Source organism: Ruegeria sp. CJ9 (genome assembly GCF_056536625.1).
In genome coordinates this window covers 76,381-92,038 of record NZ_JBQFPY010000004.1, presented here as the reverse complement: position 1 = coordinate 92,038, position 15,658 = coordinate 76,381, and the positions used below count along the sequence as shown (strand labels likewise).

16 protein-coding genes are annotated in these 15,658 nt (G+C 59.1%); 6 read left to right on the top strand and 10 right to left on the bottom strand.

What is annotated here, in order from left to right:
* The first annotated feature begins 34 nt into the window (after positions 1-34).
* Together ACR0AJ_RS10095 and ACR0AJ_RS10090 are read left to right on the top strand one after the other, a co-directional pair.
* On the top strand, positions 35-916 hold the full coding sequence (locus ACR0AJ_RS10095) for an AEC family transporter (protein WP_480663871.1): 882 nt from the start codon (positions 35-37) through the stop codon (positions 914-916).
* Positions 917-976: 60 nt separating this feature from the next.
* Complete coding sequence (locus tag ACR0AJ_RS10090) at positions 977-1,558, top strand: transglycosylase SLT domain-containing protein (RefSeq protein WP_170351042.1); 582 nt, start codon at positions 977-979, stop codon at positions 1,556-1,558.
* A gap of 12 nt (positions 1,559-1,570) precedes the next feature.
* Here ACR0AJ_RS10090 and ACR0AJ_RS10085 read toward each other — a convergent pair whose 3' ends face one another.
* From ACR0AJ_RS10085 to ACR0AJ_RS10070, 4 genes are all read right to left on the bottom strand, one after another.
* Positions 1,571-2,167, bottom strand: a complete 597-nt coding sequence (locus ACR0AJ_RS10085; RefSeq protein ID WP_170362343.1) for a LolA family protein — start codon at positions 2,165-2,167, stop codon at positions 1,571-1,573.
* 39 nt (positions 2,168-2,206) lie between these two features.
* The gene (locus tag ACR0AJ_RS10080; RefSeq protein WP_480740782.1) at positions 2,207-5,104 is read right to left on the bottom strand and encodes a DNA translocase FtsK; all 2,898 of its coding nucleotides are present in this window, start codon (positions 5,102-5,104) and stop codon (positions 2,207-2,209) included.
* A gap of 14 nt (positions 5,105-5,118) precedes the next feature.
* Positions 5,119-6,300: an aminotransferase class I/II-fold pyridoxal phosphate-dependent enzyme gene (locus ACR0AJ_RS10075; protein ID WP_480648703.1), complete on the bottom strand. Its 1,182-nt coding sequence runs from the start codon at positions 6,298-6,300 to the stop codon at positions 5,119-5,121.
* 109 nt (positions 6,301-6,409) lie between these two features.
* Positions 6,410-7,738, bottom strand: a complete 1,329-nt coding sequence (locus tag ACR0AJ_RS10070; protein ID WP_480740781.1) for an amidase — start codon at positions 7,736-7,738, stop codon at positions 6,410-6,412.
* 54 nt (positions 7,739-7,792) lie between these two features.
* Between ACR0AJ_RS10070 and ACR0AJ_RS10065 the strand changes: the two genes are divergently transcribed.
* On the top strand, positions 7,793-9,055 hold the full coding sequence (locus ACR0AJ_RS10065; protein ID WP_480740780.1) for an FAD-dependent monooxygenase: 1,263 nt from the start codon (positions 7,793-7,795) through the stop codon (positions 9,053-9,055).
* Here ACR0AJ_RS10065 and ACR0AJ_RS10060 read toward each other — a convergent pair.
* The 4 genes from ACR0AJ_RS10060 to ACR0AJ_RS10045 form a co-directional block, all read right to left on the bottom strand.
* Positions 9,052-9,237, bottom strand: coding sequence for a Trm112 family protein (locus ACR0AJ_RS10060; RefSeq protein ID WP_170351047.1), 186 nt, complete (start codon positions 9,235-9,237; stop codon positions 9,052-9,054). The two genes, ACR0AJ_RS10065 and ACR0AJ_RS10060, sit on opposite strands and share 4 nt — an antisense overlap.
* Positions 9,234-9,875, bottom strand: a complete 642-nt coding sequence (locus ACR0AJ_RS10055; RefSeq protein ID WP_170362347.1) for an LON peptidase substrate-binding domain-containing protein — start codon at positions 9,873-9,875, stop codon at positions 9,234-9,236. Before ACR0AJ_RS10055 ends, ACR0AJ_RS10060 begins: the two co-directional genes overlap by 4 nt.
* Positions 9,876-9,902: 27 nt before the next feature.
* The gene (gene trxA / locus ACR0AJ_RS10050) at positions 9,903-10,820 is read right to left on the bottom strand and encodes a thioredoxin (RefSeq protein WP_480740779.1); all 918 of its coding nucleotides are present in this window, start codon (positions 10,818-10,820) and stop codon (positions 9,903-9,905) included.
* 76 nt (positions 10,821-10,896) lie between these two features.
* Positions 10,897-11,685 carry an exodeoxyribonuclease III gene (locus ACR0AJ_RS10045; protein WP_480740777.1) on the bottom strand — a complete coding sequence of 263 codons (789 nt, stop codon included), beginning with the start codon at positions 11,683-11,685 and terminating at the stop codon, positions 10,897-10,899.
* A 224-nt stretch (positions 11,686-11,909) separates the two neighbouring features.
* On the opposite strand from ACR0AJ_RS10045, the gene ACR0AJ_RS10040 reads away from it, so the two are divergent.
* Positions 11,910-12,365, top strand: coding sequence for a hypothetical protein (locus ACR0AJ_RS10040; protein ID WP_170351051.1), 456 nt, complete (start codon positions 11,910-11,912; stop codon positions 12,363-12,365).
* A gap of 190 nt (positions 12,366-12,555) precedes the next feature.
* On the opposite strand, the gene ACR0AJ_RS10035 is transcribed toward ACR0AJ_RS10040, so the two are convergent.
* Positions 12,556-13,242, bottom strand: coding sequence for a response regulator transcription factor (locus ACR0AJ_RS10035; RefSeq protein WP_058283107.1), 687 nt, complete (start codon positions 13,240-13,242; stop codon positions 12,556-12,558).
* 161 nt (positions 13,243-13,403) lie between these two features.
* Between ACR0AJ_RS10035 and ribA the strand changes: the two genes are divergently transcribed.
* The gene (ribA, locus tag ACR0AJ_RS10030) at positions 13,404-14,498 is read left to right on the top strand and encodes a GTP cyclohydrolase II (RefSeq protein ID WP_480740775.1); all 1,095 of its coding nucleotides are present in this window, start codon (positions 13,404-13,406) and stop codon (positions 14,496-14,498) included.
* The gene (locus ACR0AJ_RS10025; RefSeq protein WP_480705036.1) at positions 14,495-14,995 is read left to right on the top strand and encodes a L,D-transpeptidase family protein; all 501 of its coding nucleotides are present in this window, start codon (positions 14,495-14,497) and stop codon (positions 14,993-14,995) included. Before ribA ends, ACR0AJ_RS10025 begins: the two co-directional genes overlap by 4 nt.
* Here ACR0AJ_RS10025 and ACR0AJ_RS10020 read toward each other — a convergent pair.
* A complete protein-coding gene (locus ACR0AJ_RS10020; RefSeq protein ID WP_170351054.1) occupies positions 14,979-15,638 on the bottom strand; it encodes a YggS family pyridoxal phosphate-dependent enzyme in 660 nt (219 codons plus the stop codon). The two genes, ACR0AJ_RS10025 and ACR0AJ_RS10020, sit on opposite strands and share 17 nt — an antisense overlap.
* Positions 15,639-15,658 lie beyond the last annotated feature (20 nt).

The following is a 15,658-nucleotide window of genomic DNA, read 5'->3' as shown; positions in this document are numbered from 1 at the left end:
CCAATCATTGATCCGTAAATAAGGGAAACAGTCTGTGAACCTCTTGCTGACAGTATTCGAAATCGTGGCCCCGGTCTTTGTTCTGGCGGGCATCGGCTTTGCCTGGGTCAAGCTGGGATTCGAGTATCGCCTGCAATTCGTCACCCGCTTTGCCATGACCCTTGCTGTGCCCAGCCTGATCTTTGTGGCGCTGATGCAAACCGACATTCCGGGCGGCGATCTTTCCCGTTTTACCGTTGCGACAATCGTTGCCAATCTGGTGATGGCAGCGGTCTTTTGGCTGATCGTCCGGGGGCTGAAACTTGAACAGCGCACCTATCTTTCGCCGCTGATATTCGGAAATACCGGAAATTTGGGTCTTCCTTTGTGCATTTTCGCCTTTGGCCAGGCCGGGTTGGGCTATGCGGTCATTTTCCTGTCAGTAACAGCGTTGTTTTCGTTTACGTACGGCATCTACCTTGTGGCCGGAAAAGGCGCGTTCGGCAAAGTCGTGCGCGAACCGATGGTCTGGGCCACCCTATTGGGGGCGCTGTTTTTGTGGCGCGGATGGCAGACGCCCCTGTTTCTGACTAACACATTGGAATTGTTGGGCCAGATGGCAGTGCCCCTGATGCTGATAACGCTGGGCGTGGCGGTTGCGCGGCTGACAACGCACCGGCTGGGTCAGGCGGTCTGGCTGTCATTTCTTAAACTGGCTGTCTGTTTCGCCCTGGGCTGGTCTGTTGCGCTGATCTTCAAACTCGAAGCCGTGGCCTTTGGCGTTCTGGTGCTGCAGATGTGTACTCCGGTGGCAGTAACCTCATACCTGCTGGCCGAGCGGTTCGATGCCGATTCCGACGCGGTTGCCGGGATGGTCATGGTCTCAACAGCGTTGTCCGTGGGCGCATTACCTATAATTCTCGCGATTATTCTGTAGCGATTGTGATTCCCTAAACGCTCAATCTGCGCTAGAATAAAGAAAAAAGGCACGAGGCACATGAGCAGAATTCTTATCGTACTCTTCGGGGTGCTGCTTTTGGCATCCTGTGGTGGTGGGTCCAAGCAACCACCCAGCAAATTGAATGACGCGTGCAGCATTGCGCGCGAACGGCCCGATTATATGAAGGCCTTTAAGAGCACCGAGCGCAAATGGGGCGTCCCGGTTCATGTACAAATGGCGACGATCTATCAGGAAAGCCGCTATAAGCATGACGCACGCACGCCGCATAATTACGTTCTGGGTGTGATTCCGATGGGCCGGCAGAGCAGCGCATATGGCTTCAGCCAGGCGTTGGATGGCACCTGGGATGAATACCAGCGCGAGACCGGCAAGCGCCGGGCCAAGCGTGACCGTATCCGCGATGCGTCTGACTTTATCGGCTGGTATATGAACAAAAGTTATCAGCGGAACGGCATTCACCCCAGCGACACCCGCAACCAGTATCTAGCCTATCACGAAGGCCACACCGGCTATGCCCGGGGCAGCCACTATAGCAAGACCTGGTTGCTGAATGTCGCCAATGATGTGGATGCGCGCGCCAAACTTTACCAAGCGCAACTGTCCGGTTGCCGCTATTGACCAGAACGCGGGTCAGCGATTGCCTGACCCGCTTCTTTTCGCTTTGGTAAACAGATCTCGGCTCAGGTTGCTGTCTGTATCCAGTTGACCCAACAGCACAGTTGTTTTCGTGCCCGCATTGTCATGGATCACCCATTTGCGCAGCTCAACCGGGTTGTCGGTGAACATCAGCTCGATCCGTCCGCTATCGGGGTTTTTCGGGTCTTGGGCGGTGACAACTGTGGCGGTGCCGTCGAAGTCATGAGCCACAACCATATTTGCCTGCCCCAAGTTCACGTTACGCGCCAGCACCAGTGACAGCGGTGTCCGATTCAGAGGGTATTGCTCGGGCGGCTGGTTCGACTTGGGGTCAAAGATTTGCACCGTGCCCGTATTGGCCAGAACAACGGCACTGTTGGGCGGATCATATTCGAACCGCATCTTGCCCGGCCGCTGCATCCACAGCTTGCCGGTACTCAACGAGCCGTCATCATTGACCTGAGTGAATGTCGTCTCAACGGTATTCAGACCGTTCAGATAATTGGATATCTGCGACAATGGCAGTTTGTCGGCCGCCCAGGCGGCAGGTGCGGCCAGGGTCAGAGCAAGGGCAAAAGCAATCTGTTTCATAAAACCCAGATAAGCGCTTTGCCCTTGTTATTAAATATCCTACTGCTCGGGGACGAGGATTTCCCGCTTTCCGACGTGATTTGCAGAAGAAACAACGCCTTCGTCCTCCATCTGCTCAACCAACCGCGCGGCCTTGTTGTAGCCAATGGCAAGTTTCCGCTGGATGTATGAGGTCGAACATTTGCGATCCTTGATCACAATCGCCACGGCCTGATCATAGAGGGCATCTTCGCCGTTCGTATTGCCACCCGTGTTCAGACCCAGAACGGCATCGATATTGTCAGCCTTCTCATCTGCCGGTCCATCGACAACGCCGCTCATGTAATCCGGCGGGCCGAACTGTTTCAGGTGGTTGACGATTTCTTCGACCTCTTCGTCCGAGACAAATGGCCCGTGGCAGCGGGTGATCTTGGCCCCACCGGCCATATACAGCATATCGCCCTGCCCCAGCAGTTGCTCGGCGCCCATTTCGCCCAGAATGGTGCGGCTGTCGACTTTCGAGGTCACCTGGAACGAAATCCGGGTCGGGAAGTTCGCCTTGATCGTACCGGTGATCACATCGACCGAGGGACGCTGCGTAGCCATGATCAAGTGAATACCCGAGGCCCGCGCCATTTGCGCCAGACGCTGAATGCAAGCTTCGATCTCTTTGCCCGCGACCATCATCAGGTCGGCCATCTCGTCGACGATGACAACGATATAGGGCATCGACTCGGGGGCGAATTCTTCGGTCTCGAACATCGGTTCGCCGGTTTCGTCATCGAACCCGGTCTGGACCGTGCGGCTGAACAACTCGCCCTTGGCCAACGCGTCCTTCACACGGCCGTTGTAGCCCGCGATATTACGCACGCCCATCTTGGACATCTTGCGATAGCGGTCTTCCATCTCGCCCACGACCCACTTCAGGGCCACAACCGCCTTTTTGGGGTCGGTTACAACGGGCGACAGCAGATGCGGGATGCCGTCATAAACTGACAGTTCCAACATCTTCGGATCGATCATGATCAGGCGGCATTCGTCCGGTGACAACTTGTACAACAGCGACAGGATCATCGTGTTGATCGCTACCGACTTACCGGACCCGGTGGTACCCGCGATCAGCAAGTGAGGCATCTTGGCCAGGTTCGCCACAACGGACTCGCCACCGATATCCTTGCCCAACGCCAGAGGCAGCGCATGGTTACCGTCACCAAAATCTCGGCTGGCCAGAATTTCGCGCAGAACCACCATCTCACGGTTTTCATTCGGCAGTTCGATCCCGATCACCGAACGACCCGGCAGAGTCGAAACCCGGGCCGACAACGCCGACATCGAACGGGCAATGTCGTCGGCCAGACCGATCACACGGCTGGCTTTCAGGCCCGGCGCCGGTTCCAGTTCGTACATGGTGACAACCGGGCCGGGGCGGACGCTGGTGATCTCACCCTTGACGCCATAGTCATCCAGCACGTTTTCAAGCATCCGCGCGTTTTCTTCCAACGCCTCGTCGCTAAGGTGATGGCGCTGAATGCTGGCGGGGTTGGACAACAGACTCAGCGGCGGCAATTCGAAATCGGAATGCCGCTCCTCGAATGACAGGGTCGGCTGCGCCTCGGCCTGCGCGCGTCGCGAGGGCGGCGGGGTCCGGCGCACAGGCTGCGCCACCACCGGTTTGCGCGGCTCGGCCACCGGGATTTTCATCGCGGGGCGCTGCTGCGGCGCGGGTTCGAACGCGTCCTCGAACACGGCTTCGTCTTCGAAATCCGGCTCGGGCGCAAAGTCCTGATGCAGCGGTTCTTGCTGCCACTCTGGCGCGGGTTCTGCTGTCAGCATCGGTTCCGGCGGCAGTCCAGCCGAGGTCATCGGCGGTTCGGGCGGCAGCTCGTCGCCACCTCTGGGGTTCAGGATCAGCGGATCGGGCCCCCGGCCCCGGCCCTTGGTCAGCGGCAGGTTCGGATCAGGCTCGGGGGTCATTTCACCGATCGCGACCTTGCGGTTGCGCACAGCGGCAGAGATCTTGGATCGGATACGATCCTCACCCGGCATTTCGTCAAACCCAGCAACGGGTTCAGGATCGACCAGCTCGGGCTCGATCATCGGATCGGGACGGCGGATCAGGCTGGGCATCCGCGCCAACAAGCCCGGTTTTGCGGGCTCGGGTTCTTCATAGTCCGGCTCTTCGAACACCGGATCGGCATAGGCCAGATTATCTTCAAACACAGCTTCCGCCGCTTCCGCACGGGCGGCCTTGCGTTCCTCCCACTGCGTGCGACGGTCGCGGGCGGCCTGCGCGGTGGCAGTGGCCCCACGGCCCAGCAGGTTCATCAGCATGTCATAGGACATGACCAAGCCCAGCAAAAAGGCGCGGAAGCCCTTGCGCACATCCGCTTTGGTGAAACCCAGCACAAAAACACCCAACGCCAACATCCCGGCAGCCATGGCCAGTGACATCAGCTTGACCATGAAATGCGAGGAAATCGGCAGCAGCGTCAGAAGCGCGCCCATTACGGTATCGCCGAACAGACCACCCAGACCAAAGCTGTGGGTCGCACGCCACGCCTCCCCCGGCACCAGCGTCGCGGCATAGACCGAGACTATGGCAATCCAGATCGGCGCAAAGATCAGGCGGCCAACCGCGCGCTCCTCGCCGAAATGCCCAGCAAAGCGCACGCCCCAACCGATCAGCACCAGCGCGATACTCCAGCTGCCCCAACCTACGATCATGAACAACGGTGCGGCGATTGAGGCACCTATCCGCCCCATCCAGTTTTGCACCGGCGCGTCCGTTGAAACCATCCAATTCGGATCATCCGGCGTGTAGGACCAGATCATCGCGGCGGCGGCCAGCCCCAGCAGGATCAGGGCGATCCCGATCAGCTCTTTGCTGCGCCGCTCAATCGCGGCCTGAGTCGTGCTGTCCAGCAATGGATCGCGGTTGCGCGCGTTATAAGATGCCATTTTGCCCTCGTACCTCACGAATAGATGCAGTCGCGGAGCATGATCAGTCCGCGCTTCATCTCTGTTTTTGGGGCCACCATGGCGACCCGGATAAATTGTTCGCCCGGGTTTTGCCCCGGATCGCCTTGAGAAAGATATGCGCCCGGCAGCACCCGTACCCCGGTCTGCTGCCAAAGCTTCAATGCGGTTTCTTCACCGTTTTCGACCGGTAGCCACAGGAAAAACCCCGCCTCTGGCGGCATATAACCCTGAACATTGGCAAGTACCTCATCGGCAATCGCGTATTTTTCCTGATACAGCGCGCGGTTCTCAGCGACATGCGCCTCATCCGCCCAAACCCGTGCCGCTGCGGCCTGCAAGGGGGCTGGTAAGGGCGCGCCCGCGTAACTGCGCAACTGCTTGACCCGTTTGATCGTCTCAGGCCCGCCCGCAATCAGGCCGGACCGCAGCCCTGCCAGATTGGACCGTTTTGACAGCGAGTTGAACAGGGTGACCCGTTCGGGATCGGCCCCCATTTCCTGCGCTACGGTCAAGGCCCCGGCTGGGGCATCATTGCGATAAATCTCGGAATAACACTCATCCGCGAAGATGCGGAAATCGTATTTCTCGGCCAATTGGATCAGCTCGGCCCAATAATCGCGCGAGGCAACGGCCCCCTGCGGGTTGGCGGGTGAGCAGATATAGGCCACAGCGGTGCGGTTCAGCACGTCCTCGGGCAATCCAGCGTAATCGGGCAGATGACCCGTTGCGGCGGTTGCGGGCACAAAGACCGGCTCGGCCGCAACCGAGATCGAGGCGACCATATAAACCTGATAAAACGGGTTCGGGCACAGGACGACCGGTCTTTGGCCGTTCTTCTGTTCCGGGCACAGCGCCATGGCGGCGTTATACAACCCCTCACGCGTGCCGTTCAGCGCCATCACGTTGGTTTCGGGGTCCATCGCCACGCCATAGCGGCGCTTGATCCAGTCGGTGATCGCGCCACGCAGCTCGGGCGAGCCTTCGTTTGGCGGATAGCCCTGAAACCCAGCAGCGTTTTCCATGATCACATCCGTCACCCAAGCCGGGAAGTCATGCATCGGGGCGCCGATGGTCATGTGAATCACATCTCCGCCCGGCTGGTGGTGGTCCAGCAGGGTGCGCAGACGCGGAAATGCGTATTCCGGTAGGTTCGAAAACCGCTCGGGGAAATTCATAACTGCTGCCTCAATATCGGGATCATTTTCGCCCCGTTTTTTTAGCAGATTACAGGCCGCACCCCGCTTCGTCCAGACAAAGAGGTGCCGAATCAGGGGATTGTGGCATTCAGGCCAATGCTGCTTCGGCTGCTGATCCAAGTCGCAAAAGCACTTCTTCCGAGCCCGGATAACCTAACATCATCAGCCCACAACCGGGAGTGCCGGTGGGCAGGGTCAGGGCCGCAAGCCCCATCAGGTTGCCAATCCGCGTATTGCGCAGCGCCAGCAGGTTTTCGTTAACGTAATAGTCGTGATCCGTCATCAACCGCTCCAGATTCGGTGGCAGAATCGGGGCTGTCGGGGCCAGAACGGCGTCAAAGCCAGAGGTTGCCGAATCCCAAGCAGCCCGGCAGGCTTTCAGTTTGGACCATGCGGCGACGTAATCGGGCCCCGAGTTATCCTTACCTGCGCGGAACCGCGCCAGAATCTCAGGGTACATGGCGTCTGGGTTGGCCTCGATTACGTCGCGCCACAAACCATAGGCTTCGGTGGTGTAGAGAAGGCCCGAAAGCCCCATCGCCTCATCCAGTTCGGGCACTTCCAATGGCACGACTTCCGCGCCAGCATCGCGCAACCGGTCAACAGCGTCGTCAAAAGCTTTGCGGGGTGCATCGCGCAGGTCGTCCTTGGCGACGTTCTGCAGATCAGCAAAGCGCCGACCTTTCAGGCTGGCCCCCCGCAGGTCCGCCGGTGTACCTCCTTCCAACAGCGCCAACATATGCGCGGCATCCTCAACCGACCGGGTCAGCGGACCGGCGGTGTCGAATCGCAGGCACAAAGGCACTACACCTTCCAGGCTGATCCGTCCGGCGGTGGTTTTCAGCCCCACCAAGTTGTTCCAGGCCGCGGGGATGCGGACCGATCCGCCGGTGTCCGAGCCGATCCCGCCAGCCGCCAATCCCCAGGCCACCGATGCCCCGGCGCCAGACGAGGATCCACCCGGCACCGCCTCTACATCATCGACGCAGGGCGGCGTGCCAGTAATTGGGTTCAGGCCAAGGCCGGAAAAAGCCAGCTCGCTCATATGGGTTTTGCCCAGACAGACCGCCCCCAATGCGGTGGCGTTGCGCACCACGACCGCGTCAGTTTCCGGCACCCGACCTTTCAGCAAGGCCGACCCGGACTCGGTTCCGATACCGGCAGTGTCGAACAGGTCTTTCCAACTGATCGGCACCCCATCCAAAAGCGACAGACGCTGCCCCTGCTTGGCGCGGGCTTGCGCCGCTGCCGCCTCAGACCGGGCGCGATCATGGGTGACACGGGCATAGATTCGGTCGCTGTGGGGATGTTCGTCGATGGCCGACAGGTATGTTTCGGTCAATTCCACCGGGTCAATCCGCCCCATACCGATGCCCCGACCCAGATCACACGCCGTCATGGTCAGCCAATCCTGCATCACCGCCCCCTTGAAAAAATTGCGCTTTGACGGACGGTAGCGACAGGACCGCACATGGACAATCCCGAATGGGCGCGCATATTGCGGGGCATGGAACAAACCTCGGATATCCTGATCGTGGGCGGCGGCCTGAACGGCCCGGCATTGGCTTTGGCGCTGGCGCAGACCGGCCATTCGGTCACCGTGATTGACGCGCTGGCGGAAAAAGTGCGCAAGAACGCAGCCTTTGATGGGCGTGCCTATGCGCTGGCGCTAGCCTCGCAAAGGTTGTTGGATGCGATCGGGGTCTGGGATCGCGTGGCCGAACACGCCCAGTCGATGTTGGAAATCAAGGTGACCGATGGGCATGCAGGCGTTGGGCCATCCCCGTTCTTCATGCATTTCGACCATGCCGAGATCGAAGAAGGTCCGATGGGCTACATGGTCGAAGACCGTCACCTGCGCCGCGCCTTTATGAGCGCCATGGCCGAGGAAAAAGGCATCACAGAAATCAGCGGCAGAACCGTTGTCGCGCAGGATTGCGATGCGACCGGCGTGACGCTGACCTTGGACGACGGCACCACACTGACCGGTTCAATGCTGGTCGGTTGCGACGGTCGCCGCAGCGGCACCGCCACGCGGGCGGGCATCAAGCGTACTGGCTGGGATTACGGCCAGACCGCACTGGTCTGCGCCATCGAACATGACCTGCCCCACCACGGCGTTGCCCACCAGTTCTTCATGCCACCCGGCCCGCTAGCCATTCTGCCCCTGACCGGCAATCGCAGTTCGATCGTCTGGAGCGAACGGACCGAGACGGCCCAGCACATCAACACCCTGCCCGAAGACGAGTACCTGCAGGTCCTGCGCCCCCGGTTCGGAGATTTTTTGGGCGATATCCGCCTGCAGGGCGACCGCTTCACCTATCCGCTGAACCTGACCATCGCCAATTCCTTCATTGGCGACCGAATGGCCCTGGTCGGAGACGCCGCCCACGGCATGCACCCCATCGCGGGGCAAGGCCTGAACGCGGGTCTGCGCGATGTCGGGGCTCTGGCCGAGGTGCTAACACTGGCTGGACGGCGCGGCGAGGATATCGGATCTGTCCTGGTGCTGGAACGCTATCAGGAATGGCGGCGGTTCGACACGGCGGCACTGGCTATGGCAACAGACGTGTTCAACAAGCTGTTTTCCAACGACAACCCACTGCTGCGGATCGGACGCGACATTGGAATGGGAATTGTGGGATCGCTGCCCGGCCTGCGCCGTGGCTTCGTGCGTGAGGCCGCCGGGCTGACCGGAGACCTGCCAAAACTGCTGCAGGGTCGCGCGATCTAGTCTAGTTCTCGCGCCTCATCGACCAACATCACCGGAATCCCATTTCGGATCGGAAAGGCCAGATTGGCCGCCTTGGACACCAGTTCCTGCTTGTCGGCATCATAATGCAAAGTCGTGTGCGTCTGCGGACAAATCAGAGCTTCAAGCATATGCCGGTCGAAAGGGTGTTGGGGTTCGGTCATTGCAGTTTTTCCTCATTCGTGCCGCCGCGCATGGCGAATTCTATCAGTGTCGTTAGTGTCTCGCGCCGGGTGCGCAGACAGGGGGCCTCAAGCAGCGCTTGTTTTTCCTCGGGATCGAAATCCAGCAGCATCGACAGTGAATTCACCAGCAACTCATCATCTGCATCTTTCAACGTATCCCAATCGGTCGAAAGCTGGCGCGAGGCGAAAAACCGTTCCAACAAGCCCAAAAATGCGCTGCGGTCGAAACTATCGTCCATCTCGGCCCGGCCCAAATCCCGATCAAACCCACCCCACGACACGGCACAGCGCCGGTAAGGCGTAAAGGCGTCCAACTCGGATTGGACGCGGAACCGTGAAATCCCGGTCAGGGTAATCAGGTAACGGCCGTCTTCGGTTTCCGAAAATTGCGTCACACGCCCAGCACAGCCGATCTGGTGCAACTTATCTTCGTTGCTGTGACATGGGTTCGGCTGCACCATGCCGATCAGCCGCTCCTGCGTTTTCAGTGCGTCGTCCAACATCTGCAGATAGCGCGGCTCGAAAATATGCAGCGGCAGGCGCGAGCGGGGCAACAACAGCGCCCCCGGCAATGGAAAAACGGATACCGTTTCCGGCAGATCAGCGGGATGCATCATGTATCCGAGTGTAGCTCTGATCCCGAATTAGGCAAATATCATCGAGCTGAGCTTGCGCCGTCCGTTCAGAACGATCGGATCATTGGGTTTTAGCGCGTCGAAGATGGTGAACAGCTGCGCCTTGGCGGCACCGTCATTCCATTCGCGATCACGGCGGAACAGGTCCAGCAACTGCGCCACGGCCTCCTCCACATTGCCATTGGCGTGCAGTGCCTGCGCCAGATCGAACCGGGCCTGAAGGTTGTCGGGATCAGCCTCGACCGCAGCGGTCAGTTCGGCCACCGGACCGGCATCAGCGGCCTGCTTAGCCAGTTCCAGCTGCGCATGCGCCGCCTCCACCTCGGCCGAGGTAGAAATCTCGGCAGGTGCGCCGTTCAGAATGGCTTCGGCCTGTTCCAATTCGCCTGACGCGATGTGTGCGCGAACCAGCCCGCCGTAAGCCCCGGCATGGTTCGGATCTTCGCCCAAAATCGCAGCAAAGGTTTGGGCCGCATCAACAGCGGCGCCATCGGCCAGCATATCTTCGGCAGCTTCGACTGCGTCATCCAGCTGCCCACCGGGGCTTTCGCCGCCCGCGGCTTCGATCACACGATCAACAAAAGCCTTGATTTCCGAACCCGGCTGAGCACCTTGAAACCCGTCGATGGGCTGACCTTTGAAAAAGGCATAAACGGTCGGGATCGACTGAATGCGCATTTGCGACGCGATCATCTGCGCCTCATCCACGTTGATCTTGACCATCTTCACCGCACCCTTGGCAGCGGTTACAGCTTCTTCCAGGGCGGGCCCCAGCGTCTTGCATGGCCCGCACCACGGCGCCCAGAAATCAACGATGACAGGCGTTTCCTGAGAGGCCTCGACCACGTCGACCATAAAGGTCGCCTCGGACCCGTCCTTGATCAGATCGGTGGCCTCGGGGCTGGCTGCGGCGTTCAGAAGATCCATGGTTTTCACTCTCCGGTTCGAACTTGCGCCCTATATGCAACCGCTGGCAGCGGAAACCAAGGGCAGAGTTGCGTAATTACAGGTCAAAACTGGCAAAAACGGGTGCGTGGTCGCTTGGTTTTTCCCATCCGCGCGCGTCGCGCAGGACTCGGCTGGAGTGGCCCGCGTTCGAGATATCGGGCGTGGCCCAGACGTGATCCAGCCGCCGCCCCTTGTCAGCGGCGTCCCAATCGCGCGCGCGATAGGACCACCAACTGTACAATTGCCCCTCGGGAATATCCTGGCGGGTGATATCAACCCAAGCGCCCGCATCCTGGGTTTCAGCCAGCGCTTCGACCTCGATCGGTGTGTGCGAAACAACCTTGAGCAGTTGTTTGTGCGACCAGACGTCATCCTCGCGCGGGGCGATGTTCAGATCCCCCACCAGAATGGATTTTTCCGGCTTTTCCGCATGGTACCAATCGCGCATGTCGCTGAGGTAATCGAGCTTTTGCCCGAACTTCTCATTCTTTTCGCGGTCCGGCACGTCGCCACCTGCGGGGACATAGAAATTGTGGATGGTAACCCCGTTTTCCAACCGTCCGGCAATGTGTCGCGCGTGACCGAGACCCGCGAAATCCTTATCACCTACTTCTTCAATCGGTAGCCGAGACAAGATCGCGACGCCGTTATACCCCTTTTGCCCACGTGCGATCATGTGGGTGTAGCCCAGCTCGGCAAACCCCTCGGTCGGGATCTTTTCGACCGGCGACTTGCACTCCTGCAGACACAGTACATCCGGCGCTTCCTCCTGCAGCAATTTCAGCACGATAGGCTCGCGCAGGCGGACCGAGTTGATGTTCCAGGTGGCAAGTGTAAAGGGCATGGGGGATTCCTCTGTCGCAATTGGCGCAGGTTAGCGTGGCGTTTCCGCCGGTGCCACGAGAAAAAATTGTCCTGAGCCAGTTTTTGGTTTTGAGGGCAAACGGGTTCAATCCACCACACCGTTCGCAACATAAAGCGCAGGTTAAATCCTGTTTATGTTTCGTCGCCAGCATGGAAATCAGATCAGCGGTTCCCAACATTTGTGACTAGAAAACGGAGGAAACCATGACCAGATTCAAGACACTTGGCGCCGCCGCGCTGGCCAGCACCCTTGCCTTTGCAACCCATGCAGTTGCGGAAAACACACCTGATTTGCGCGGCGTCTGGAGCGGCACCCACACCGTTGCGGCCCTGCCCAACGAACACAGTGATGGAGCCCCGCGTTTTAATCAATCTGAGTGGGTTCTTGAGATCAAAGAACAACAGGACAATGCGTTCTGGGGAACCAGCAAATGGAGCCGGATCGGCTCGGACCGGTGGAACGAAGGTCAGGTTACCGGGACAATCAGCCGCGATGGCACTGGTTCAATCGCCATGGTTGAAACCCGGGTCGGAGAAGACCGCCAGGTCAACGGGTTGATCGATGCCACATTTGAAGATGGCAAGATTTATGCTGATTTTCGTAGCCTGCGCAGCGGCATAACCTACGGTACCGTTCTGGAAAACGACGGCACCAGCTAAACTGTGTTTGAGGGAGCAAATCTGGCCATCGGATTTGTATCTTCGACCCAGCTTGTTTCAAAAAAAGGCCGGGCCATCAGGCCCGGCAGTCCAACAGGGAGGTGCATGTCATAACCCGGACATGCGCGGGTTGGGAGTAATCTAATTACGTATCCAGAGTATCACTTTGATCCACGTCAATCCACCCGAGTTAAGAGACCAAGCGATATCCACCCGATTCTGTGACCAAAAGGCGCGCATTTGACGGATCGGGCTCGATTTTCTGGCGCAGACGATAGATATGCGTCTCTAACGTGTGGGTGGTGACACCGGCGTTATAACCCCAGACCTCATGCAGCAGAACGTCGCGGGCAACCACGCCATCGGTCGAGCGGTACAGGAACTTGAGAATATTAGTTTCTTTTTCGGTCAGCCGGATTTTGCGATCTTCTTCGGTGATCAGCATCTTCATCGCAGGCTTGAACGTGTACGGCCCCAGAACAAACACCGCATCCTCGGATTGCTCATGCTGGCGCAGCTGGGCACGGATACGGGCCAGCAGCACGGGAAACTTGAACGGTTTCGAGACATAGTCGTTGGCACCTGCATCCAGGCCCAGGATGGTATCTGCGTCGCTGTCATGGCCGGTCAGCATCAGAATCGGGCTTTTTACACCTTGCTTGCGCATCAGGCGGCACAGCTCGCGCCCATCGGTATCCGGCAGACCAACGTCCAGAATGACCAGATCGTAAATCGCTTCACGCGCCCGTTCCATCGCAGACTGACCGTCATGGGCTTCGAACACGTCGAAATCCTCGGTCATCACAAGTTGCTCGCTAAGCGCCTCGCGCAGGTCTTCGTCATCATCCACCAGCAGAATTTTCTTGAGCTGAGCCATGTGCGGTCCTCCTAAGCCTTTTCCACCACTTGCGCGCGGAAGATGCAATCAACAAGGTTTGCTGCAATTGTCTCACGCCCTCGTGTCCAAGGTAGAGGAAATGTTTCACATTTCTGCCGTATCAGGCTACAGGAAGGCTTGAACGTTACAGGGTAACATAAATGAGTCTGATCCCGGATATTTCAGAATTGCTGGCGCGGGCCCGCGCCGATCTGCGCATGGGGGTTCCCGTCGCATTGACCGACGACAGCGGGTTCAGCGTGCTGGCCATCGCGGCTGAGACCCTGAGCGCGCAACGGCTCGCGGATCTGCGCGGGCTTGGTTGCGACCCGGTGGTTGCTGTCACTGTGCGGCGGGCGGAAACGCTGAAGGCCCGGTCTTATGATGGCGATCTGGCGCGTGTGATTATCCCTGCCGATGCCGATATGACCTGGGTGCAGGCGGTGGCCGATCCGTCAGACGACCTGAACGCTCCGATGAAGGGCCCCCTGATGACCGAACGTCAGGGCAACGCCAACCTGCACCGCATCGCAATCGCCCTCACAAAGTCGGCGCGATTGCTACCCGCAGCCGTTGTGATGCCCATTGAGGATGGGCGCGGCTTTGCTGCGGCACATGGCCTGACATGCATTGACCACACCCGCGCTGCGCCACATCTGGCCGATCGCAGTGAGCTTCATGCTGTGGTTGCCGCCCGCCTGCCGATGGAAGTATCCGAGGCCGGTCGATTGCACGTTTTTCGCCCCGAAGACGGTGGCGAGGAACATTACGCAGTCGAGATCGGCCGCCCTGATCGGGATAAACCGGTTTTGGCCCGTTTGCATTCGGCCTGTTTTACCGGAGACCTTATGGGCAGTCTGAAATGCGACTGCGGTCCGCAATTGCGTGGTGCGCTGGCTCAGATGGGTTCGGAAGGGGCCGGGGTGCTGCTGTATCTGAACCAGGAAGGGCGCGGGATTGGCCTTGCCAACAAGATGCGCGCCTATTTCCTGCAGGATCAGGGGTTCGACACGGTCGAAGCTAATCATCGTTTGGGTTTCGAGGATGATGAGCGGGATTTCAGGCTGGGTTCGGACATTCTCAAATCTCTGGGGTTCAACTCGGTCCGGTTGCTGACCAACAACCCGGCAAAAATCGCGATGATGGAGAAGACCGGTATCGCCGTGACCGAGCGCGTGCCGCTGAAGGTTGGCGAAACCGCCCATAACCGCGGATATCTTGCGACCAAAGCGGCCAAGTCCGGGCATCTGCTGTGACGCCGAATGATCTGGTCCTGACACCGCGCGGAGTACGATTTGCCGGGCGTGTTTTTCCCTGCACAATCGGCAAAGGTGGGTTGAGCCACGCAAAACGCGAAGGGGATGGCGCCACGCCCACGGGTGTACATCACATCGTGGGGATGCTGTACCGGCCAGATCGCATGGCCAAACCGGCCCCTTGGGCGATTCCCATCGGTCCGCGCGATCTTTGGTCGGATGACGGGCGGGACGACCAGTACAATAATCTGGTCAGCGCGCCCTATGACTTTAGCCATGAAAAGCTGCGCCGCGCAGATCCGCTGTATGATCTGGTGTTGATCACCGATTGGAACTGGCCCAATGCGATACCGGGCCACGGATCGGCGATCTTTGTTCACCAATGGCGCCGCCCGGGATTCCCGACCGAGGGTTGCGTAGCCTTCCGCCGGGACCACCTGCATTGGATCGCGCGCCAGATTTCGCCTGGCACGCGTGTAATTATTCCTGCGGCCTGACCCGTTCACCAAAAATGGCCGAGCCCACGCGCACATGGGTTGCCCCCAGCGCAATGGCTTGTTCGAAATCACCGCTCATACCCATCGATAGACCAGTCAGGCCGTTGCGTTCAGCTATTTTCGCCAGCAGTGCGAAATGCAGTGAAGGTTCCTCATCGACGGGTGGGATACACATCAATCCCTGGATCGGCAGGTCCAGCCCCCGGCATTCTGCAATGAACGTATCCGCCTCGGCAGGCAGGATACCGGCCTTTTGATCCTCTTCCCCGGTATTGACCTGAATGAACAGATCCGGGCAGGTGCCGACCTCTTGTGCCAGCCGCGCCAGCGTTTTGGCCAGCTTGGGCCGGTCCACCGAGTGGATAGAGTTGACCAGCTCAATCGCTTGACGGGCCTTGTTGGTTTGAAGCGGGCCAATCAGATGCAGATCAATGTCGGCGAACTGCTCCATGAAACCCGGCCATTTACCTACGGCCTCTTGAACCCGATTTTCACCAAAACACCGATGGCCCTGCTCCAGAACTGCCTGCACACGTTCGTTCGGCTGCACTTTTGATACGGCGATCAGTTTGACAGAACCGGCAGGCCGCCCGGCGGCAGTTTCGGCTTTGGAAATACGGGCAGTGATATCTTGCAGCGACATAAGCTTCCTCAATCTGCTTT